Annotated in this window: 21 protein-coding genes; 11 read left to right on the top strand and 10 right to left on the bottom strand. The window is 57.2% G+C overall.

The window, feature by feature from the left end; all coding sequences use genetic code 11:
• Nucleotides 1-23: 23 nt before the first annotated feature.
• On the bottom strand, nucleotides 24-2,942 hold the full coding sequence (locus tag ABD013_RS04585; protein ID WP_343802939.1) for an insulinase family protein: 2,919 nt from the start codon (nucleotides 2,940-2,942) through the stop codon (nucleotides 24-26).
• A gap of 304 nt (nucleotides 2,943-3,246) precedes the next feature.
• Here ABD013_RS04585 and ABD013_RS04580 point away from each other — a divergent pair, with 304 nt between their 5' ends.
• Together ABD013_RS04580 and ABD013_RS04575 are read left to right on the top strand one after the other, a co-directional pair.
• Nucleotides 3,247-3,633, top strand: coding sequence for a phasin family protein (locus tag ABD013_RS04580; RefSeq protein WP_343802936.1), 387 nt, complete (start codon nucleotides 3,247-3,249; stop codon nucleotides 3,631-3,633).
• A 255-nt stretch (nucleotides 3,634-3,888) separates the two neighbouring features.
• Entirely contained in the window at nucleotides 3,889-4,395 is a 507-nt protein-coding gene (locus ABD013_RS04575; RefSeq protein ID WP_343802933.1) for a phasin family protein, read from the top strand.
• Between the two features lie 54 nt (nucleotides 4,396-4,449).
• Here the strand turns inward: ABD013_RS04575 and ABD013_RS04570 are convergent, their stop codons facing one another.
• From ABD013_RS04570 to ABD013_RS04545, 6 genes are all read right to left on the bottom strand, one after another.
• A complete protein-coding gene (locus ABD013_RS04570) occupies nucleotides 4,450-5,658 on the bottom strand; it encodes a UbiH/UbiF/VisC/COQ6 family ubiquinone biosynthesis hydroxylase (protein WP_343802930.1) in 1,209 nt (402 codons plus the stop codon).
• Nucleotides 5,659-6,007: 349 nt separating this feature from the next.
• Nucleotides 6,008-7,282 carry a serine--tRNA ligase gene (gene serS, locus ABD013_RS04565; RefSeq protein WP_343802927.1) on the bottom strand — a complete coding sequence of 425 codons (1,275 nt, stop codon included), beginning with the start codon at nucleotides 7,280-7,282 and terminating at the stop codon, nucleotides 6,008-6,010.
• Nucleotides 7,283-7,345: 63 nt separating this feature from the next.
• Complete coding sequence (crcB, locus tag ABD013_RS04560) at nucleotides 7,346-7,717, bottom strand: fluoride efflux transporter CrcB (RefSeq protein WP_343802924.1); 372 nt, start codon at nucleotides 7,715-7,717, stop codon at nucleotides 7,346-7,348.
• Nucleotides 7,714-9,066: a replication-associated recombination protein A gene (locus tag ABD013_RS04555; protein ID WP_343802921.1), complete on the bottom strand. Its 1,353-nt coding sequence runs from the start codon at nucleotides 9,064-9,066 to the stop codon at nucleotides 7,714-7,716. The genes crcB and ABD013_RS04555 overlap by 4 nt, the downstream gene beginning before the upstream one ends.
• A complete protein-coding gene (gene lolA / locus ABD013_RS04550; protein ID WP_343802918.1) occupies nucleotides 9,066-9,743 on the bottom strand; it encodes an outer membrane lipoprotein periplasmic chaperone LolA in 678 nt (225 codons plus the stop codon). The genes ABD013_RS04555 and lolA overlap by 1 nt, the downstream gene beginning before the upstream one ends.
• Before the next feature lie 3 nt (nucleotides 9,744-9,746).
• Nucleotides 9,747-12,290 carry a DNA translocase FtsK gene (locus tag ABD013_RS04545; protein ID WP_343802915.1) on the bottom strand — a complete coding sequence of 848 codons (2,544 nt, stop codon included), beginning with the start codon at nucleotides 12,288-12,290 and terminating at the stop codon, nucleotides 9,747-9,749.
• Nucleotides 12,291-12,490: 200 nt separating this feature from the next.
• Between ABD013_RS04545 and trxB the strand changes: the two genes are divergently transcribed.
• The 4 genes from trxB (at nucleotide 12,491) to infA (ending at nucleotide 15,184) form a co-directional block, all read left to right on the top strand.
• Nucleotides 12,491-13,447: a thioredoxin-disulfide reductase gene (trxB, locus tag ABD013_RS04540; protein WP_343802913.1), complete on the top strand. Its 957-nt coding sequence runs from the start codon at nucleotides 12,491-12,493 to the stop codon at nucleotides 13,445-13,447.
• Complete coding sequence (aat, locus tag ABD013_RS04535) at nucleotides 13,447-14,163, top strand: leucyl/phenylalanyl-tRNA--protein transferase (RefSeq protein ID WP_343802910.1); 717 nt, start codon at nucleotides 13,447-13,449, stop codon at nucleotides 14,161-14,163. Before trxB ends, aat begins: the two co-directional genes overlap by 1 nt.
• A complete protein-coding gene (locus ABD013_RS04530; protein WP_343802907.1) occupies nucleotides 14,160-14,867 on the top strand; it encodes an arginyltransferase in 708 nt (235 codons plus the stop codon). The genes aat and ABD013_RS04530 overlap by 4 nt, the downstream gene beginning before the upstream one ends.
• A 98-nt stretch (nucleotides 14,868-14,965) precedes the next feature.
• Nucleotides 14,966-15,184 (top strand): translation initiation factor IF-1, encoded by a 219-nt coding sequence (gene infA, locus ABD013_RS04525; RefSeq protein ID WP_091824146.1) that lies wholly within the window; start codon nucleotides 14,966-14,968, stop codon nucleotides 15,182-15,184.
• 33 nt (nucleotides 15,185-15,217) lie between these two features.
• On the opposite strand, the gene clpA is transcribed toward infA, so the two are convergent.
• Together clpA and clpS are read right to left on the bottom strand one after the other, a co-directional pair.
• On the bottom strand, nucleotides 15,218-17,476 hold the full coding sequence (clpA, locus tag ABD013_RS04520) for an ATP-dependent Clp protease ATP-binding subunit ClpA (protein WP_343802904.1): 2,259 nt from the start codon (nucleotides 17,474-17,476) through the stop codon (nucleotides 15,218-15,220).
• Between the two features lie 14 nt (nucleotides 17,477-17,490).
• Nucleotides 17,491-17,823, bottom strand: a complete 333-nt coding sequence (clpS, locus tag ABD013_RS04515) for an ATP-dependent Clp protease adapter ClpS (RefSeq protein ID WP_425543389.1) — start codon at nucleotides 17,821-17,823, stop codon at nucleotides 17,491-17,493.
• A 294-nt stretch (nucleotides 17,824-18,117) separates the two neighbouring features.
• Between clpS and cspD the strand changes: the two genes are divergently transcribed.
• Nucleotides 18,118-18,324, top strand: a complete 207-nt coding sequence (cspD, locus tag ABD013_RS04510) for a cold shock domain-containing protein CspD (protein ID WP_343802898.1) — start codon at nucleotides 18,118-18,120, stop codon at nucleotides 18,322-18,324.
• A 16-nt stretch (nucleotides 18,325-18,340) separates the two neighbouring features.
• Entirely contained in the window at nucleotides 18,341-18,964 is a 624-nt protein-coding gene (locus tag ABD013_RS04505; RefSeq protein ID WP_343802896.1) for a pseudouridine synthase, read from the top strand.
• A 1-nt stretch (nucleotide 18,965) separates the two neighbouring features.
• On the opposite strand, the gene moaE is transcribed toward ABD013_RS04505, so the two are convergent.
• On the bottom strand, nucleotides 18,966-19,421 hold the full coding sequence (gene moaE / locus ABD013_RS04500) for a molybdopterin synthase catalytic subunit MoaE (protein WP_343802894.1): 456 nt from the start codon (nucleotides 19,419-19,421) through the stop codon (nucleotides 18,966-18,968).
• A gap of 91 nt (nucleotides 19,422-19,512) precedes the next feature.
• Here moaE and ABD013_RS04495 point away from each other — a divergent pair, with 91 nt between their 5' ends.
• The 3 genes from ABD013_RS04495 to hflD are packed head-to-tail and all read left to right on the top strand — an operon-like array spanning nucleotide 19,513 to nucleotide 21,769.
• Complete coding sequence (locus ABD013_RS04495; protein ID WP_343802891.1) at nucleotides 19,513-19,959, top strand: NUDIX hydrolase; 447 nt, start codon at nucleotides 19,513-19,515, stop codon at nucleotides 19,957-19,959.
• Between the two features lie 2 nt (nucleotides 19,960-19,961).
• Nucleotides 19,962-21,095, top strand: coding sequence for a tRNA 2-thiouridine(34) synthase MnmA (mnmA, locus tag ABD013_RS04490; protein ID WP_343802889.1), 1,134 nt, complete (start codon nucleotides 19,962-19,964; stop codon nucleotides 21,093-21,095).
• Nucleotides 21,095-21,769: a high frequency lysogenization protein HflD gene (gene hflD, locus ABD013_RS04485; protein WP_343802886.1), complete on the top strand. Its 675-nt coding sequence runs from the start codon at nucleotides 21,095-21,097 to the stop codon at nucleotides 21,767-21,769. The genes mnmA and hflD overlap by 1 nt, the downstream gene beginning before the upstream one ends.
• Nucleotides 21,770-21,775: the final 6 nt, after the last annotated feature.

Raw genomic sequence — 21,775 nt, 5'->3', positions numbered from 1 at the left:
CCTTATCACAGGGTGAGGGCTGGTCAGATTTCGATGCGTTCGAAATCGGCCGGCAGGGACTCAGCTGTTTTCTGGCTGGTCACAACAGCCACACTGGCCCGCTCAGGCTGCAGATAGGTGCTGGCTACACGCTTGAGGTCATCCAGGGTTACCGCCAGTATCTGTTGACGGAACGCTTGACGCACTTCAGGCGTACGTCCAAAGAGGCTGCTGTGATAGGTGGATTTGGCTTCACCGGCCGGAGAACCGGGCTTATCCATGGAACTAATCACACCCAGAATCGCTTCCTGCAGGCGCTGCTGCTCATCTTTGCAGCTTGCCAGCCAATCAACGGCCTGAACGAAATCATCCAGCGTTCCCTCTACGCGCGGGTCACGGTAGGAGAAGAAACGGAACACTGCATCGCCGTTATCCTGCCCGGCACCAGCACCATAAGCACCACCTTTTTCACGGATAGCCCGGTGCAGATAGCCGTTGCGCAGGAAGTCACCCAGTACTGTCAGTGCGGCTGCATCCTCATGACCGGTCGGCACCGTCGGGAAAGCACAGGCACAGAAATTCACCTGGGTACTGGTTAACCAGAGCTGCTTGACGCCCTCGCGGGTCGATGACAGTGACAGTGGTGCAAAGCTCTCGGCAGTCGACAACCCACCCCAGTACTGGTTCAGCTGCTCCAGCATCGCCTGCTGATGCTCCTCTTCCGCCACCAGCAGGTAGCGGCGTGGCGCCACCTTGATCCGTTCATGCAGCGCAGCCAGTTCACCGGCCAGCGCGGCCAGCGCATCCGTGTCCTGCACCTGCTTATCGAGTACCTTGACGCGGCGTACGCCCTCGAGGCCACGCGTCAAATGGCTGAAGCGTGCAACCGGTGCAAACTGGGCGGTAGCCGCCATCATTGCAAGGGCGTGTCCTGAGCCTGTGATGCCCTGCTCACGCCGTGCGCGCTGCTGCGCCACGATCTCACGAATGCGTGACTGCTCGTCAAAACGCGCCTGCTCCAGCGTTTCCGCCATCAACGCTGTCAGCTTGTCGCTGTTGACGCTCAACGCCTTGCCCGACATCACCAGATAACCGGCCACACGCTGCTCGTCATCCACGCCGCCACGCAGGCTGGTATAGGCACTCAGGCCACCCGTGATCTGGCTCTGGTAGGCCTGATTGGCACGGTAATCACGCTCGCCGCAGCCGAGCTCGGTCAAGCAGTAGGTATACAACGGCAGCAATGCCTGTTCCTGCTCGCTGAGTTGCGGCAGGTCCAGAATGACCTGCTGGTATACCAAGCCATTGGTACCGGCACTGAACCAGGTCGTGTCGAGCTTACCCTGCGCCAGGTCAGCGGCGGTTGGCAGATGCAGTTCGGCCGGAACGTCTTCCAGTGTTACGCAAGGCAGAATACTGTCATCATCCACCTGCTGCTGGCGTGCTTCCAACGCTTCCGCCTGTTCGATGACCGCCTGCTTTTGCTCATCATTCAGGGTCGACTTGATCTGCTCCAGTCGTGAGGCTTCAGCTGCGTCACGTCGATCAGCCAGTTCGGCGTCCGGTCGCAACGTCAGACGGACACGGTGAGGGTTGTCGAGCAGCCAGCGTCGAATCAGCCCCGGAATGAACTGCGGGTCCTTGATCTGTTCGCGCAGCTTCTCAAGCGCCGGATCAATATCCAGCACGCCGATCGGATTGCCACGGTGAATAGCGGCCGGCATGGACGCCAGGATCAGCTGCAGGCCGAAAGGATAGCCGTCACCAGTGATTTCGCGCTGACTCAGTTCCAACTGGTGCAGTTGTGCCTCAACCATATCCTGGGGCACACCCTCTTCGGCAACGGTATTCAGGGTATCGATTACCAACTGCTCGAACGCGGCAGCGTGCTCGGGCTCGCTACCTTCCAACCCGCACATAAAGCCCATCTCGCGATTGGAGTCTTCCAGGCCGCACAAGGGGGACGGGGCACTGCCCAGCTCGGTCGATTCAAGTGCGGCACGCAACGGAGAGCTGGAGTTATCCAACAGGACCCGACTGAGTAGATGCGCCTGCATCAGGTCATCCAGATCGATGGAGCGCGGTAGCAGCCATCCCATTACATGATGGGTCGACTGGCTCAGATCGTCCTGCGACAGGGCATACGCCTCTTCGACGCGGACCGGCGCGAAGTAACGCTTCTCGTCATCAACGGCAATCACCTCATCACGACGCTCAAAGCGAGACAGGGCATTGTCTTCGAAACGTTGCTGCAGCTCAGCCACCGGCAAGTCACCGAAGGTCATGAACACGGCGTTGCTGGGGTGGTAATGACTGCGATAGAACTCGATCAGGTCTTCATAGCTGAGGTCCGGAATGCAATCGGGTTCACCACCACTGTTGTGGTGATAGGTGGTCGTCGGGAACAGATAGCGCGTCAAAGTCTGCCAAAGCGTCGACACCGGCGAACTCATCGCACCTTTCATCTCGTTGTAGACCACACCCTTGTACACCAGTGGCGATTCGGCGTTGCCAGCTTCGGCAAATTCAACCCGGTGCCCCTCCTGTGCAAAGTCCAGCGGATCCAGGCGTGAGAAGAAGGTCGCGTCCAGGTAGACATCCAGCAGGTTAAAGAAATCCTTGCGGTTCTGGCTGGCAAAGGGATACGCCGTCCAGTCACTGCTGGTAAACGCGTTCATGAAAGTATTCAGCGAACGACGCGTCATCATGAAGAAGGGATCGCGTACCGGGTAGCGCTCACTGCCACACAGCGCCGTGTGTTCCAGAATATGCGCAACGCCACGGGAATCTTCAGGCACCGTGCGAAAGGCCACCAGGAAAACATTTTCGTCGTGATCCGAGGCTATATGGTAATGCCTCGCTCCGGTCTCGATATGTTCATACTCGGCCACTTCGATGTTGAGGGCTTCCACCGCCCTGCTCTGCAGGAAGCGAAAGGTGGGATGACAAAGTTCTGCGTGCATGAGAGGCCTTATCAATTAACTATTGAGAACTGTTTTATCTCATTGTAACGATTCCCGGTCATCATTGCAGTCCGGTACATCACAGAGATGCACTGTTCTTCCGGCTGTCGTGTTCGAGCAGCCAACGGTGAAGCTTTTACCCGGATGTTCAATGCACTCCTGCATGGCTTTCCGGCCATAAAATCTTTTTGTGCAATGCACAAAAATGCTTGACAGTACATTTCGCGATCAATACAGTGAACACCATGTTGCAATGCACAAAAAAGCAGTACACCCACTGTTAACGTCATTGAGAGGTGACACCATGTACGAGAAGATGAAAGATTCCATGAAGCCTGTTATGGACATGGCCGAGATCAACAAGAAAACCACCGAAAAGCTGATCGCTCTGCAGTCTGCTTACGTGTCTGATTTCGTCAACGCCAGCCTGAATCAGATGAAGACTCTTTCTGAGGTGCGTGAGCCCAAGGCAGCTGTTGAACTGCAGGTTAAATACCTGAAAGAAGTTGAAGCCAAGCTGACCGACGTCGCTGAGAAAGAGATGGCCGCCCTGGTTGAAGCCCGCGAACAGCTGACCGGTCTGGTCGAGAAGAGCGTTGCTGATCTGGGTGACATCAAGGAAATGCCGTTCATGGCTGAACTGGAAAAGTTCATGAAGCCGATGGACATGGCTGCCAAAAGCGCCAAGTAAATGCTTTGCCAGCGCTGCCGCAGTCACTGCGACAGCGCTTTCCCGCTTTCGGGTTGACCTGCAAGCATGTGAACTCCTGAAATGAGCAGGCACACAGTGCTCTCAAACAGGGACACATATCAAGCATGATGCAGTTGCCCAGATTATGAGATTGCAATTCCAGGCGGGTACCACTTAGGATAGCGATTGCTGCACCGCAGTAATCACAAGGAACAGTATACACGTTTCAATTGCATGAAAATAAGGTGAGTGATTATGTACGACAACATGCTTAAAGAGATGCAGGACAAGATGAAGCCGGTTACTGATCTGGTTGAACTCAACCGCAAGGCCGCCGAAAAGATTTTCGCCCTGCAGTCGGAACTGTTTACCGAATCCGTCAATGCCGGCCTGGCTCAAGTCAAGGCGCTGTCTGAGGTGAAAGAGCCGAAGGCTGCCTTCGAATTGCAGATGACCTTCCTCAAGGAACAGGAAGCCAAGTGGAGCAACACGGCTGAACAGGAACTTGCTGCGCTTAACGAAGTTCGTGAAGAACTCACCTCTCTGATGGAGCAGGGTATCGAGTCCATGAACGAACTGCCCTACTTCGACATGAGCAAGTTCGAGCTGCCCGCTTTCGATCTGAAAGGTTTCGACTTCAGCGGTTTCATGCCGAAAGCAGCTGCACAAGCACCGGAAGAAGAGAAGAAGCCGGCACCTGCTGCCAAGCCTGCAGCACGCAAGGCCTCCTCCGCCGCCTCCAGCAGCAGCGCTTCCGCCTAAGCAGAACGACCTTTCTGCATGAGATAATGACCGCTCCTGGCGGTCATTTTTGTTTCAGCGTGCCAGTTCAGGTACCGAACCACGAATTCCCATGGCAAATTCCATTACCCGCTTGCGTGCGGGAGGAACACGCCCAGCCAATCCCAATCCCAGATTGCGCAGCAGTTTCAGGGGCGCAATATCATTGCTGAACACGTGATAAAAACCATCCATGACCTGCATCATCAGCAGATTATGGCGACGGCGCTGCTCTTCGTAGCGTTTCAGGGTTGCCAGAGACTCAATTGCCTCTCCCTGTGCATGTGCAGCCAACAACACTTCAGCCAGTGCAGCCGCATCCAGTAAACCGATATTGACCCCCTGCCCGGCCAGCGGGTGAATCATATGCGCGGCATCCCCTACCAGGACAAGCCCCTCAAGGGCATACTGCTGGGCATGCTGACGACGTAACGGGAAACTGCTGCGACCCTGAATCTCGCTAATCTGGCCCAACTCAGACGGGAAGCGGGCATGCAGCTGCTCAAGGAAAATATCATCCGGCAACGCTCGCAGCCGCTTCACCTCGTTTGGCGTGTTATACCAGACGATAGAGGCGTTATGTCCGCTCAAGGGCAGAAATGCCAAGGGACCCGTGGGCGTAAATTGCTGCCAGGTAATGTCTTCCTGGCCGTAGGCGGTTGTCACGCCCGCCACCAGCGCCTGTTGATGGTAATCCCACTTGGTAACACCAATGCCGGCAGCCTGGCGCACCATGGAATCGCCGCCATCGGCCGCCACCACCAGACGCCCGACTACCTGTTCGCCAGTCTCTAGTTCAACCAGCGTCGCACCGGGAGAGTAGTCAATGCGGCGGGTTCGGGCCGGCGAGATCAAATCAACATTTTCCAGCTGGCGTACCCGCTCAAGCAGCGCGAGCTGAACGACACGGTTCTCGACAATATGTCCCAGATGACTGTAGCCGCTGTCGGCAGCATTGAACTCGGTCGCGCCCTGCTGCGAACTGCTTTCCCAGACTTTCATCCGCTTGTAGGGACAGCTGCGACGGGAGCTGATCCCCTCCCAGGCCACGATATTCTGAAGGAAACGCTCTGAAGCAATGCTCAGGGCCGACACACGAAGGTCATGAGGCTGTTCCGGCGAGTACGCTTCGGGCAGGCTGCTCTCCAGCACACCGACCGACAGACCGCTGCCACCCAAGGCACAAGCCAGTGCCGAGCCGACCATACCGCCGCCCACTATCAGAACATCGTAACGCGTTTTCATCGCTGCGCTCCTTAAGACCGATGATGCAACCCAAACAGTCTGTTGAATATCTATCTACGTTGCCGAATGCGGCGTTAAAAACAGGCTCACAGGCTTTGCCTGAACGCACTTTAGTGCGGCCCCGAAGGGGTGAGCGAAGCGAATAAAATGCTCATTTAGTCCACTAAACTCCGCTTTCTCGCCTGTTTTTGCCCGGGCGGCGATCCGCTAGCCTCGGCCGCCTCGATAACGCTTTTCAATAAACTGCTAGCGCGCCAGTATACCCGATGGCCCTGACGACCGCTTGCCCGAGGTCATTCCCATAACGAAAAAGCCCCGCAAATGCGGGGCTTTAACGAAGCGTTTGAGCTTAGAGCTCGGTCACTCCACCCATGTAGGGCCGGAGCGCTTCAGGCACACGTACTTTGCCTTCCGCAGTCTGGTAGTTTTCCAGTACCGCTACGAGGGTGCGACCAACTGCCAAACCAGAGCCGTTGAGAGTGTGAACCAGTTCCGGCTTACCGGTTTCCGGATTACGCCAGCGCGCCTTCATACGGCGTGCCTGGAAATCGCCCATGTTGGAGCAGGACGAGATCTCACGGAATTTGCCCTGACCCGGCAGCCACACCTCGATGTCGTAGGTCTTGGCAGCACTGAAGCCCAGGTCGCCACCGCAAAGTGCAACCACACGGTACGGCAGTTCCAGCTTCTGCAGGATCGCTTCAGCGTGACCGGTCAGTGCTTCGAGCGCATCCCAGGACTTGCTCGGCTCGACCACGTGAACCAGTTCCACCTTGTCGAACTGGTGCTGGCGGATCATGCCGCGGGTATCACGCCCGGACGCACCTGCTTCGGAACGGAAACACGGCGTATGACAGGTGTACTGCAGCGGCAGGTTGGCCGCATCGACGATCTCGTCACGTACGGTGTTGGTCACCGGCACTTCAGCGGTCGGGATCAGGTAGTAGTCACGCTCGCCGAACGGGATGCGGAACAGATCTTCCTCAAACTTGGGCAGCTGGCCGGTACCCTGCAGGGATTCGGCATTGACCATATAAGGCACGTAGATCTCTTCGTAGCCATGCTCACCGACATGGGTATCCAGCATCAGCTGTGTCAGTGCACGGTGCAGACGCGCCACCTTGCCTTTCATTACCGCAAAGCGGGAACCGGTCAGCTTGGCCGCGGTTTCAAAATCCAGTTCGCCATTCTTTTCGCCCAGCGCTACATGGTCCAGCGGCTCGAAGTCGAGCTCAGCCGGTGTACCCCAGGTGCGTACTTCAACGTTGTCTTCTTCGTCAGCCCCCTCAGGCACGGAGTCATGCGGGATGTTGGGCACACCCAGCAGCAGATCGTCCAGCTGTGCCTGGACTTCGTTCAGGCGCTCCTTGGCGGCATCCAACTGATCGCCCAGATTCTGCACTTCCGCCAGCAGCGGCTGGATGTCTTCCCCGGCCGCCTTGGCCTTGCCGATCCCTTTCGATCGGGTGTTACGCTCGTTCTGCAGGGTCTCGGTTTCGGTCTGGATAGTCTTGCGCTGGTTGTCCAGCTCGACAAATTGCTCCACCGGAAACTCGTAGCCCTTCTTCTTCAGCAGATTGGCCACCTCTTCCGGGTTGGCGCGTACATATTTGGGATCCAGCATGAGATCAAACTTACCTTGTTATCAGAACAGTTGTCAGAACACGTGCCGTCAGAACACGTGTTTTCAGAACAAGCGGGTCAACCACAATCCGGCACCAAGTGCCGCAATGCACAATGAAACGCTCAATAATATATAAATCAGCGCCGACATGACATGCCCCTCACCGATCATCGCCACGGTTTCCAGCGAAAAAGTAGAGAAGGTGGTGAAAGCACCCATAAAACCGACCATTAGCAAAGGCCTGAGCTCCGGTGATAACCGGGCACGCTCCAGAATCAGCACGAAACAAACACCCATCAGGAAAGAGCCCAGCACGTTTACGGTCAGCGTCCCCATTGGCAGGCGGTGCTCGGCATTGTTCAGTACGCCACTGACCCAATACCGCCCAAGCGCACCCAAAGCCCCACCCACTGCTACGGCCACCAAATGCATCATCGTCGTCTCCTGTAACGCTGCTTGGGGCTCTGTGCATCCTGCTGTCGCAGGCGCTGAAGCTTCTCCCGAATTTTGATTTCAAGCCCGCGTGGTTCGGGCTCATACCAGCGCCGGTCAGCAATAGCTTCAGGCAGATAGTTTTCACCCGCCGCATAGGCATCCGGTTCGTCATGGGCGTAGCGGTATTCGGCGCCATAACCCAGATCCTTCATCAGACTGGTCGGTGCATTGCGCAGATGTTCGGGTACCGGCAGCGAACCTTCCTGACGCACCTCCGATTGACACTGATTGAACGCGCGGTACACCGCATTGCTTTTCGGCGCACAGGCACAATAGATCGCCGCCTGGGCGATCGCCCGCTCACCTTCAGCCGGACCAACTCGTTCAAAGGCATCCCAGGCAGACAGTGCCACCTGCATGGCACGGGGGTCGGCATTACCGATATCTTCCGAAGCGATCGCCACCAGACGTCGGGCGACATAAAGTGGGTCGCCACCGCCATCGAGCATGCGACAGTACCAGTACAGCGCACCATCCGGCGAAGAACCGCGCACTGACTTGTGAAAGGCCGAGATCATATCGTAAAAATGATCTCCGCCCTTGTCGAAACGACGACCGCCGGCCTGAAGCACCTCTGTCAGCACTTCAGGCGTAACCTGACGCGTACCATCAGGCTGTTCCTGCGCCAGGTCAGCGGCGATCTCCAGCAGGTTCAGGGCCGTGCGGGCATCACCATCAGCGGCCAACACCAGTTGATCACGCATCTCGGCCGGAATCTGCAATTGTTGCTGCCCCAGACCCTGTTCGGCATCGGCCAGCGCTTGCTCAACAACCCGGCCCAGTTCCTCCTGTGTCAACGAGCGCAGCAGATAGACACGCGCCCGTGACAGCAGCGCGTTGTTCAGTTCAAACGAGGGATTTTCCGTGGTAGCACCGATAAAGATGACGGTGCCATCCTCCACATAGGGCAGGAAGGCATCCTGCTGCGACTTGTTGAAGCGGTGTACCTCGTCCACAAACAGGATCGTCTTGCGCCCACTCTGAGCCTTTACCTGACGTGCCTCATCCACCGCCTGGCGGATCTCCTTGACCCCTGCCAGCACCGCCGAAACCGTCATGAAATGGGCATCCACTTGATGTGCCACCAGTTGCGCCAGCGTGGTCTTGCCAACACCTGGTGGCCCCCAGAGGATCATCGAGTGAATGGCACCCTGCTCCAGCGCTTGACGCAGAGGCTTGCCCGTCGCCAGCAGGTGGCTCTGCCCGATATACCGCTCAAGCGTTGTCGGGCGCATCCGGGCGGCCAGCGGCTGATAACCTTTTACCTGGTCACTGAACAGATCCTGCATTACTGGCCCGGATCCAGAATAACGTCAGATCCCTCCGGGGGGATGAATTCGAACACACCCTCCGGGAGCTCAGGGTCATATTCCAGATCATGCAGTACCAGCATGCTGCGCTGACCGAGACTGTCCTCCATCGACAGTTCGGTGATGCGCTGCTGTTCGAACAACAGACGGATACGCGCAAAGGTGGCGTTCTCGGCATCAAGCGGCTTGAGTTCATACAACGCGACACCACTTTCGTTACCGTCGATTCGCTCGATGCTGAAACGCTCGCTCAGCTGCTCGATCTGGCCATTGAGAATCATCGCCGGAGCACTGTTGTTTTGCCCTGTGGCCGGCTTGCGAGTAACCTGCTCCAGATCGGGATCATGAATCCAGATATAGTCACCGTCGCTGACGATCTCCTGCATGAAGGGCGCTTCGGTCACCCAGCGGAAGCGGTTGGGACGTGCCACGACGAAGTAACCACTGGAGTCTTCGGCACGATCACCATCACTGCTGAGTGCAAACTGGGTAAAGTCAGCCTTTGCCGATGCGTGACCGGACAGCAGATTACTCAACTCCTTGACCGGCCCATCAACAGGATACACCGCCCCATCCGCCGGTGCGGCATTGACAGTACTCACGCCCAGCGTAAATGCGGCCGTTGCCAGCGTTTTTGTCACAAAGGATTTCAACATCGATTAGTCCCTCGGGGGTGGCGGGGCCAGCACTTCACGCTGGCCGTTGCTGCCGGCTTCAGATACCACACCGGCAGCTTCCATGGATTCAATCATCCGGGCAGCACGGTTATAGCCGATCTTCAACTTGCGCTGCACGCTGGAGATGGAGGCTTTGCGCGACTCGGTGACGAATGCTACGGCTTCGTCATAGAGCGGATCCTGCTCATCGTCGAAACCACCACCGCCACTGCCGCCGGATTCACCTCCCCCATCGGACAGGTTGACGTCGATATAGTTCGGCGTCCCCAGCAGCTTCCACTGCTCTACCACCCGATGCACCTCGTCATCGCTGACGAAAGCCCCGTGAACACGGTTGGGAATACTGGTACCTGCCGGTACATACAACATGTCACCGTAGCCCAGCAGGCTCTCGGCCCCACCCTGGTCCAGAATGGTGCGCGAATCGATTTTGGACGAAACCTGGAAGGCGATACGGGTCGGGATGTTGGCCTTGATCAGGCCGGTGATCACATCCACGGACGGGCGCTGCGTCGCCAGGACCAAATGGATACCGGCGGCACGTGCCTTCTGGGCGATACGCGCAATCAGCTCTTCGACCTTTTTGCCCACCATCATCATCATGTCGGCGAACTCGTCGATCACCACCACGATGTAGGGCAGGGTTTCCAGCATGGGAGCCGGCTCGTCATCGGGGTAACCATACTCCTGCGGGTTCCAAAGCGGATCGGGAATTGGCTGCCCTGCCTCCTGAGCATTGATCACCTTGTCATTGAAGCCGGCGATGTTGCGCACGCCCATTTTCGCCATCAGGCGGTAACGACGCTCCATCTCGGCCACACACCAGCGCAGGCCGCCAGCGGCTTCCTTCATGTCGGTGATAACCGGCGTCAGCAGGTGCGGAATGCCTTCATAGATCGACAGTTCCAGCATCTTCGGGTCGACCAGTATCAGACGGACTTCGTCCGGCGTCGCCTTGAGCAACAGGCTCAACAGCATGGCATTCACGCCTACGGACTTACCGGAGCCAGTGGTACCGGCCACCAGCAGGTGGGGCATCTTGGCCAGGTTGGCCACGACCGGATTGCCGGCGATGTCATTCCCCAGCGCCAGCGTCAGGCGCGAAGAGGCTTCCAGATAGGGCTTGGCATTGAGCACCTCGCTGAGCTGCACGGTCTGGCGCACCTCGTTCGGAATCTCGACCCCGACCACTGACTTGCCCGGGATCACCTCGACCACGCGCACACTGGTGACAGCCATGGAGCGGGCCAGATCGCGTGACAGGTTGGAGATTTTGCTGGCCTTGACGCCCGGCGCCGGCTGCAGTTCGAAGCGGGTGATCACCGGCCCCGGATTGACTTCCACCACCTCTGCCTTGACGCCAAAATCGTTCAACTTTGCTTCCAGCAGTCGTGACATCTGTTCCAGATCATCTTCACTGTAGCCTTGTTGCTGCTGTAGCGAAGGCGGATCAAGCAGATCCAGAGATGGCAGGCGCGGCAGCTGCTTGCGCTTCTGCGCCGGCTCTTGCTCGGCCTCCTCAGCCAGAGGCTTATGCGTCTCCGACAGCGGCACGATTTTAAGGCTTTTCTTGGCCAGCACGTCGTCGCTCGCGGGTGTCGCCGGTTTGGCAGGTACGGCCGGGCGCGAAGGAGCTGCCACCGATTCGGTTGCTGGCATCTCGCGGGTTATCTCTTCCACCGACTGCTTGGCTGAAGGCGGCTCTGCCGCCTGCTGTGATTCCGCCTGCGACAGGAGGTGATCGAATGAGGGCTCTACCCTCTCGGCCACCTTCGCCACCGGCAGGTCTGGCTCCTTGATAACAGGCTTGGCGTTGACCACTTCGGCCGCACGCGGCGCCCGCTCGGCTCGCTCTTCCTGCCAGGGAGGCTCTGTTTCCAACGCGTCATCGGGCATCACACCGCCCGCAAAGCGTTCGCGTACACGATCCACCAGGCCCAGGATACTGCCACCCACTTTCTCCAACGCATCACGCCAGGAGATCTCGATAAACAACGTCAGGCCCAGCAGTAATAGGGTCCAGAGTACCACTGAACTGCCGGTGACACTGAACCAGCTCACACTCCAGTCTGAAAGTGCCTCACCCAGAATCCCGCCAACGGTAAAGGGGTAATGCAGCCCTTCATTGGACAGGTGAATGGATGCCAGTGCACAGAGACTGAACAGAAACAGCAGCGCGCCACTGGTACGCAGCATTAAAAATGGCAGGCTGTCGATCAGACCATATCTTGGCCGACGCAGGAAACGCCAGGCCGGCATCAATAACAATAACGGCAACAGGTAAGCGCCAATGCCAACGGCGGAGATGGCGCCATCCGCCAGCCAGGCACCAGCTGCACCGGTGAAATTTTCCACTTGGGGCTGATAGCCCAGATGGGACCAACCGGGGTCTCTCGGGTCATAGCCAATCAGCGCCAGCAACAGAAAAATATTGGCGCCCACCAGCAGAATAAGCCCACTCTCGCGCACTATACTGAGCAACTGTTCCGCCAGAGGGGGTGGGGTTTTGGGCTGGTTATCACTCAATCCGGTTATCCTTACACTCTACAGATCAACAAGCTACGGCAAAAATAACATAATCCGACTCCAGACGCCGAATATTGCCTGCAGCCAAAGCCGCAACATGGACAATCGACCTCAGCGGGTTTAGAGTCAGCTCCATTCTGCCGATGGTTCAGTATACTTGAACCAGCTTACGAACATCTTAATGTGGAAACTGAACACTCATGAGTGAAGTACAACACCATCGTCTGATTATTCTTGGTTCCGGCCCTGCCGGTTACACTGCTGCCGTTTACGCCGCCCGTGCCAACCTGAACCCGGTCGTTATCACTGGCATGCAGGCAGGTGGTCAGCTGACCACCACGACCGACGTAGACAACTGGCCCGGTGATGTTGATGGCGTTCAGGGACCTGAACTGATGCAGCGCATGCAGGCCCATGCCGAGCGTTTCAACACTCAGGTGATTTTCGACCACATCAATGAAACCGACCTGCAGAACCGCCCCTTCCGCCTTAAGGGCGACATGGGCGAGTACACCTGTGATGCACTGATCATCTCGACCGGTGCTTCTGCCCAGTACCTGGGTCTGGAATCTGAAGAAGCCTTCATGGGCAAGGGTGTCAGCGCCTGCGCCACCTGCGATGGGTTCTTCTACCGCGGCCAAAAAGTGGCCGTTATCGGTGGCGGTAACACCGCAGTCGAGGAAGCGCTTTACCTGTCCAATATCGCGGCCGAAGTGACGCTGATCCATCGCCGTGACAGCCTGCGTTCTGAAAAGATCCTGCAGGACAAGATCATGGAGCGAGCCGAGACAGGCAACATCAAGATCCTGTGGAACCACCAGCTTGATGAAGTTCTGGGGGACGATTCTGGCGTTACCGGTATTCGTGTCCGCAGCACGCAGGATGAAAGCACCCAGGAGCTGGAATTGCAGGGTGTATTCGTCGCAATCGGCCACAAGCCAAACACCGACCTGTTCACCGGCCAGCTGGACATGCAGGATGGTTACCTGAAAATCCGCTCAGGCCTCGATGGCAACGCGACCCAGACCAGCATTGAAGGTGTCTTTGCCGCTGGCGACGTCTGCGACCACAACTATCGTCAGGCGATCACCTCGGCTGGTTTTGGCTGCATGGCCGCGCTGGATGCCGAAAAATATCTGGATAATCTCGAAAAATAATGATCCCTTGGCTGGCTGATGACAGCCTGGAATTCCCCCCGCTCGAGCAGGCACTGGTCGAACCCGACGGCCTGCTCGCCGCGGGTGGCGACCTGAGCGAGGCCCGCCTGCTCAGCGCTTACCGCAATGGCATCTTCCCCTGGTACAACCCCGGCGAGCCCATTCTCTGGTGGAGCCCCGATCCTCGCTGTGTACTCTTCCCGCAGGACCTGTACCTGTCGCGCAGCATGCGCAAACGACTGCGCAAGACTGACTACGCTGTCACCTTTGATTGTGCTTTCGCCAAGGTCGTTGCCGCCTGCGCAGCCCCCAGGCGGGGGCAGGAAGGCACCTGGATCAGCGAAGACATTTTCAAGGCTTACTTGAACCTGCACCGTCGTGGATACGCGCATTCAGTAGAGGTCTGGATCGATCAGAAGTTGGTGGGTGGTTTGTACGGTTTGGGTATCGGCAAAGTGTTCTTTGGCGAGTCGATGTTCTCCAGTCAACGCGACTGCTCCAAAATCGCCTTTGCCTGGCTGACCACTCAGCTGCAATACTGGGGGTATGAGCTGATCGACTGCCAGGTCTACAACGATCACTTGGCCAGCCTCGGTGCAACCGAGATTCCCCGTGTGATTTTTGCCCGGGAACTGGCCAGGCTGCGTGACCTGCCCAACGAGCACGACTGGGCATTTTCGATCAGCCGTGATGACGTCACGGGGGGCACAACATGAGCAATCTGCGCACGCTGAGGTTCTACGCCACACCGGAGCACGACTGCAGCTATCTTCCCGATCGACAGGCACGCACCCTGTTCGTCGACCCACGCGCCACCATTGATCGCACCCTGTACAGCCAGCTGTCGGACCTTGGCTTCCGCCGCAGCGGCAGCCATATCTACCGCCCTCACTGCGAAGGCTGTCAGGCATGCGTCTCCGTACGCATTCCGGTGGAACGTTTTCACCCCTCGAAGACGCAACGCAGAATCGCTAACCGCAATGCCGACCTGGTCGTGCGGTCTGCCCCCTGCATGCTCACACCCGAGTACTATGATCTTTATGAGCGGTATATCTGCCATCGACACGCCGACGGCGACATGTATCCGCCCAGTGAAGAGCAGTTCGTCAACTTTCTGGCCGAAGGCGGCACTGACAGCTGCTTCTATGAATTTCGCACACCTGAAGGCAAGCTGATTGCCATCGCGGTATCCGATCGCCTCGAGCACGGATTATCCGCACTGTACACCTTCTATGACCCTGACGAACACAAACGCAGCCTTGGCGTATTCGCTATCCTGTGGCAGATTCGGCAGGCCCAGCGTTTGCAACTGCCTTTCCTGTATTTGGGATACTGGGTGAAAGATTGCCGTAAAATGAACTATAAAACGGCCTATTCACCGCTTGAAATGTTGGTCGACGGTGAGTGGCAAACAAGGTAATTACTTGGTAACACGGATAGATTTTGAATTCGGGCGCAACTTCAGGCAAAATATTGCGCTTTCCAAACAGGCAATCCAGCCTCAAAGGTAGGTAGTGAATGGCTAAAGAAGATTCATTTGAAATGGAAGGGACTGTTATCGATACCCTTCCGAACACCATGTTCCGTGTTGAGCTCGAAAACGGCCATGTGGTGACTGCTCACATTTCCGGCAAGATGCGCAAGAACTACATCCGCATCCTGACTGGTGACAAGGTCAAGGTTGAGCTGACCCCGTACGATCTGAGCAAAGGCCGTATCGTATACCGCGCCCGCTGATTCTTCAGGCGCGGCTGCGGTGGATGGCAGCCATCAGGCTGCCACCGCTGCGACCTCCACACTGATATCCCCGTCGTCCCCAATACCGATTTCCACCTCGCCACCCGACTCGGCCAGGTCGCCAAACAGAATCATCTCGGCCAGCGGCTTCTTCACTTTTTCCTGAATCAGACGCTGCATCGGGCGGGCTCCCATTTTCTCGTCGTATCCATTCTCGGCAAGCCACATGCGGGCTTCATCGCTCACATTAAGCACTACATGTTTCTCATCCAGCTGCGCCTGCAGCTCGGTGAGGAACTTGTCGACCACGCCCTTGACGATATCCAGCGTCAGCGGCTTGAACTGAATCACCGTATCCAGACGGTTGCGGAACTCCGGCGTAAACAGACGCTTGAGTGCCTCCATCGCGTCAGAGCTGTGATCCTGCTGAGTAAAGCCGATCGACGGACGACTCTGTGCCTCGGCACCGGCGTTGGTGGTCATCACCAGGATAACATTGCGGAAATCCGCCTTGCGGCCGTTGTTGTCGGTCAGGGTACCGTTATCCATCACCTGCAGCAGCAGGTTGAATACTTCCGGATGTGCCTTCTCGATCTCGTCCAGCAGCAATACGCAGTGTGGCGACTTGGTGATCGCCTCGGTCAACAGACCGCCCTGATCAAAGCCAACGTAGCCCGGAGGCGCACCGATCAGGCGAGATACCGTGTGTCGCTCCATGTATTCGGACATATCGAAGCGCACCAGCTCGATACCCAGAATACGGGCCAACTGCTGAGTCACCTCGGTCTTACCCACCCCTGTCGGGCCAGCAAAGAGGAAGCTGCCCACTGGCTTATTGGGCTCTTTCAGACCGGCACGGGACAGTTTGATTGCTGACGCCAGGGAATCGATCGCTTCATCCTGCCCCAACACCACCATCTTGAGGTTATTTTCCAGCTTACGCAGCTGGTCCTTATCGGACGTGGAGACACTTTTCGGCGGGATACGGGCGATCTTGGCCACCACGGCTTCGACATCCCCCACATCAATGACTTTCTTGCGGTGTTCCGGTGCCATCAGGCGCTGATAGGCGCCAGCTTCGTCGATGACATCGATCGCCTTGTCCGGCATGTGCTTGTCGTTGATGTAACGCTCGGCCAGCTCAGAAGCCGCCCGTAAGGCCGCATCGGTAAATTCCACTTCATGATGCGCTTCGAAACGGGACTTGAGGCCGTGCAGGATACGGTAGGTATCCTCGACACTCGGCTCCAGCACATCGATCTTTTGGAATCGACGTGCCAATGCCCGGTCTTTCTCGAAGATGCCACGAAACTCCTGGAAGGTGGTCGAGCCTATGCAGCGGATCTCGCCAGAACTGAGCAAGGGCTTGAGCAGGTTGGACGCATCCATGGAGCCACCGGAAGCAGCACCGGCACCGATGATGGTGTGGATCTCGTCAATGAACAGGATCGCTTTCGGTTGCTGCTTGATCTCGTTGAGCAGTGCTTTCAGTCGTTTCTCGAAGTCACCGCGGTACTTGGTACCAGCCAGCAGTGCCCCCAGGTCCAGCGCATATACCACGCTGTCGGCGATGATATCCGGCACCTTCTCCTCAATTATCAGCTTGGCCAGGCCTTCTGCAATGGCGGTTTTGCCCACGCCAGCTTCACCCACCAGCAGCGGGTTGTTCTTGCGACGGCGTGAAAGGATCTGCACGACCCGTTCCACCTCTGAATCACGCCCCACCAGGGGATCGATACGGCCCAGTGCCGCCTGCTGGTTCAGATTGACAGAGTATTGGGCCAGCGCGCTCTTGCTGTTGTCTCGAGCCTCTTCACCTTCGGTTTCCACTTCATGATCGGTGGCTTCACTCTCGTTGATACGGGAAATGCCATGTGAAATGAAATTCACCACATCAACCCGCTCGATGCCCTGCTGCTGCAGCACAAATACGGCGTGGCTTTCCTGCTCACTGAAAATTGCGACCAGCACGTTGGCGCCGCTGACCTCAGTCTTGCCAGATGACTGCACATGGAAGACCGCACGCTGAAGCACACGCTGAAATCCCAGCGTGGGCTGAGTTTCCATGTTGGGAATATTTTCCGGCAACAGTGGCGTGGTTTCGTCAATGAATACGATTAATTGCTGGCGCAGCCGATCCATATCAGCTCCACAGGCATTCAGTACCTCCGCGGCCTGACGGTTGTCGAGCAGCGCCAGCAGCAGATGTTCGACTGTCATGAACTCATGTCGCTTGTCCCGGGCGGACCGGAACGCAACGCTCAGGGTATCTTCAAGCTCTCGATTCAGCATGGCGTTTGCCTCCGTCAGACCGTTTCTACTTCACACAACAGCGGGTGCTTGTTCTCTCTGGCATATTGATTCACCTGTGCCGCTTTGGTTTCAGCCACATCGCGAGTAAATACACCACAGACGCCTTTGCCTTGAGTATGGACGGCCAACATCACCTGTGTCGCCTTTTCCTGGTCCATACCGAAAAAAATCATCAATACTTCGACGACAAAATCCATTGGTGTGTAGTCGTCATTCATCAATACCACCCGGTACATCGGGGGCCGCTTCAGTTGGGGCTTGGTTTCCGCAGTTGCCAGACCGCCAGCGCCCGAATGATCGTCATCCGCGTTATGATCGGAACTCATTAACCTGAACTCATGTACCTTCTGCAGCAACATCTCTACCTTCGATATTAGTCTAAATCCCGCCGGAAAAACCCTGACATCTCTAGTGTCATAAGCAGCAAGTGCTATACTCGGCCTGTATACAAGGAGAGGTTAAAGGCAGCCTGCCGATAAGTCTACGCCGTCGTAGGCTATACAGCTTACTGCCACGCCTGAAGTCCCTGGTTCAATCATAAACACAAGGAACACCGCTTGTACGAACAGGCGGGCAATGACCTAAGAGCCAAGCTCTGAATGTCGCAGGAGGAAGTAGTGATGCAGTTAGGGACTGTGAAGTGGTTCAACAACGCCAAGGGCTATGGTTTCATCCTCTCGGATGCATGTGAAGAGGAGCTCTTTGCCCACTTCTCGGCCATCGTCATGGACGGGTACAAGAGTCTGAAAGCCGGCCAGGCCGTCAAATTCGAAATTCAACAAGGCCCCAAGGGGCTTCATGCCGTCAACATACAATCGGCTGAGTAGCACATACGTATATTAGATGTCGAAGATCCTTCTTTTCAACAAACCGTTCAGAGTACTGACGCAATTCACTGATCAAGAGGATCGCTCGACACTCGCCGATTTCATCAAGGTTCCCGGAGTCTACGCCGCAGGTCGGCTGGATTATGACTCCGAGGGCCTGCTGATCCTGACAGATGACGGCCGTGTACAGCATCAATTGGCCAACCCTGCGTTCAAAATGCCGAAGACCTACTACGCCCAGGTCGACGGCCTGATCTCGGACGAGGCAATCGAACGGCTCCGTCGCGGCGTCACCCTCAAGGACGGCCCTACCCGCCCCGCTCAGGCACAGCGCGTGAGCGAACCGGACTGGCTCTGGCCTCGCACCCCGCCGGTACGCTATCGCAAGGAGCAACCCACCAGTTGGCTGCAATTGACCATTACCGAGGGACGCAACCGACAGGTACGGCGCATGACCGCAGAGGTCGGCTTCCCTACCCTGCGTCTGATTCGCTGGTCGATCGGCTCCTGGTCTCTGGAGCAGCTGCCCCCCGGGCAATGGCGCGAAGAAACCGTGCACTTGCCAAAGAGCAAACCCGCTCTTCGCTCAAAGCCCGGGGAACGCCCTCGGTCAGCAGGGGCACGTCGGCAGCGTCGCTAGCCTAGAGCTTCCAGCGCTCAGCGGCTGCTTGATCCGAGGCCTTCTGTTCCACCCAGTGTTCACCAGCCCGGGTACGCTCTTTCTTCCAGAAAGGTGCGTCACGCTTGAGGTAATCCATCAGGAATGCTGCCGATTCGAAAGCTTCAGCCCGATGCGGGCTGGAGACCCCGACGAAAACAATATTGTCGTTAGGCTGCAACCAGCCCACTCGGTGACAAATCATCACCCGCTCCAACGTCCAGCGTTCCCTGGCTTGGCAAACGATGGCTTTCAGTGCCCGCTCGGTCATGCCCGGATAATGTTCCAGGTACATCCCCTCAAGGCCACCACCCGCCAGTTCACGCACGATACCGGTAAACGTTACGATGGCACCGGCCTCGGCCCCTGCCTCCTTGAGCCAGTCATGAAATTCGCCGGGGTTGAAATCGGCAGTCTGCACCCGTATTAAATCGTTCACCCTGTTTGCCCTCCTATCGGGTACAACAGACAAGGATTGAGCCAAACTGGTATCATTGGCTCCCAGTAAAGCAGAGTATCATGGAGTTGTAATGCGCTGGACACCCCACGCAACGGTCGCATGCATTATTGAGCAGGATGGCCACTTTCTACTGGTTGAAGAAATGGCCAGTGGCCAAAGAGTCATCAACCAGCCAGCCGGCCACCTGGAACAGGGTGAAAGCTTCCTCGAAGCTGCCAAGCGGGAAACACTGGAAGAAACCGGCTGGCTGGTAGAACCCGAAGCGCTGCTCGGCCTCTATACTTATTACGCGCCCTCAAACGGCGTGACCTATCATCGCTTCTGCTTCATTGCACGCGCCGTACGCCAGGTGCCCGATGCCCGTCTCGATGATGGCATCATCGGCCCCCTTTGGCTGACCCGTGAAGAGCTCGAAGCACGCCGCCCCGAGCTGCGCAGCGAGATGGTCACCCGTTGCATCGATGATTACCTGCGTGGCACACGTTATCCGCTGGACTTTATTCAGGAAACCGCTTGAACATGACTGCACCCAAGCCCAACGCCCAGACCAAAGTGATCGTCGGCATGTCCGGCGGCGTGGACTCTTCCGTTTCTGCCCTGCTGCTGATGCAACAGGGCTATCAGGTCGAAGGCCTGTTCATGAAGAACTGGGACGAGGATGACGGCACCGAATACTGTACCGCCAAGGAAGATATGGCCGATGCTCAGGCGGTCTGTGAAAAGCTGGGCATCCACCTGCACTCTGCCAACTTTGCCGCTGAATACTGGGACAACGTGTTCGAACACTTCCTTGAAGAGTACAAGGCCGGCCGCACCCCTAACCCTGACATCCTCTGCAACCGCGAAATCAAGTTCAAGGCGTTCCTTGAATACGCGCAGATGCTCGGTGCCGACATGATCGCCACCGGCCATTATGTGCGCCGCGGCGAGCGCGACGGCCACACCGTATTGCTTAAGGGGCTGGACCCGAACAAGGACCAGAGCTATTTCCTGCATCAGGTTGGTGAAGAGGAGCTGAAACTGACCCTGTTCCCGGTCGGTGAGCTGGAGAAGCCTGAAGTACGCCGCCTGGCAGAAGAACATGGCCTTGTGACTCACAACAAGAAGGACAGCACCGGCATCTGCTTTATCGGTGAGCGCCGCTTCAGTGACTTCCTCAAGCAGTACCTGCCGGCTCAACCTGGCAAGATCGAAACACCCGACGGCGATGTCATCGGTGACCATCAGGGGTTGATGTACTACACCATCGGTCAGCGCCAGGGGCTGGGCATCGGTGGCCTCAAGGACTACCCGGAAGAACCCTGGTTTGCCGCCGCCAAGGACCTGGATCGCAACGTACTGATCGCTGTACAGGGCCAACACCCGCTACTGTTCGCCGATTGGCTACACGCCGGTGATATCTTCTGGATCAGTGGTGAAGCGCCAGAACTACCACTGCGCTGCAAGGCCAAGGTGCGCTACCGCCAGTCCGATCAGGACTGCACCGTGGAAGCCTCGCCAGAAGGCGGCTACAAGGTCGTGTTTGACCAGCCTCAGCGCGCCGTTACCCCGGGCCAGTCCGTGGTGCTCTACCTGGATGATCTCTGCCTGGGTGGCGGCGTGATTGAATACACCTCGCGTCACTCGATTGCCGGATCGGCTAAGGAGGCCTGATGTCGCGTCAACATGATGAACAAACCGTCGCCCTGGCCGGCATGTTTCAGGCCGCCAGCCTGGTGGACCAGATTGCCCATCGTGGCATGGTGCCGCAAAACAGTTACGAAGCCTGCATCGCCAGCCTCTTCGTCACCAGCCCCAAGTTGACCGAAGACGTCTACGGCGGTGTCAGCGAAGTCCCCTACAGCCTGAGCTTGGGACTGCGCCACCTGCAGGATATGGTCGACAAGAACGAAAGCGCCCAGAACAAGCAGATTATCCAGTATGTACTGGGCATGATCATGCTGGAGCGCCAACTGAACAAGCACCCGGACGTGATGGCAAAGGTCGGTGAAGGCATTGATGCCATTGCTGCCAAGGCACGTTACTTCAACAGTCAGGAAGAGACATCTTCAGCCGCACTTGAGCCTGTCGCCTATACCCACCGCAACGTGATCGCAGCGCTGGACAACCTCTATCAGGAAACGATCAGCCATTTCAGCTTCCGCATCCAGGTTGGCGGCGACCCGCGCCACCTGCAGAACAGCGAGAATGCCGCCCGTATCCGTGCCCTGCTGCTGGCCGGCATCCGCGCCACCCTGCTGTGGCGCCAGGTCGGCGGCAAACGCTGGCACATGCTGTTCTTCCGCTCGCGCCTCAAGCCCTCACTGCGTCGCATCATTCGGACTTGAAGCGCG

It is taken from the genome of Marinobacterium maritimum (assembly GCF_039523155.1).
In the GTDB taxonomy this organism is placed as follows: Bacteria; Pseudomonadota; Gammaproteobacteria; order Pseudomonadales; family Balneatricaceae; genus Marinobacterium; species Marinobacterium maritimum.
Note: the sequence above shows the minus strand (reverse complement) of the source record. Positions and strands in the feature narration are given on the sequence as shown.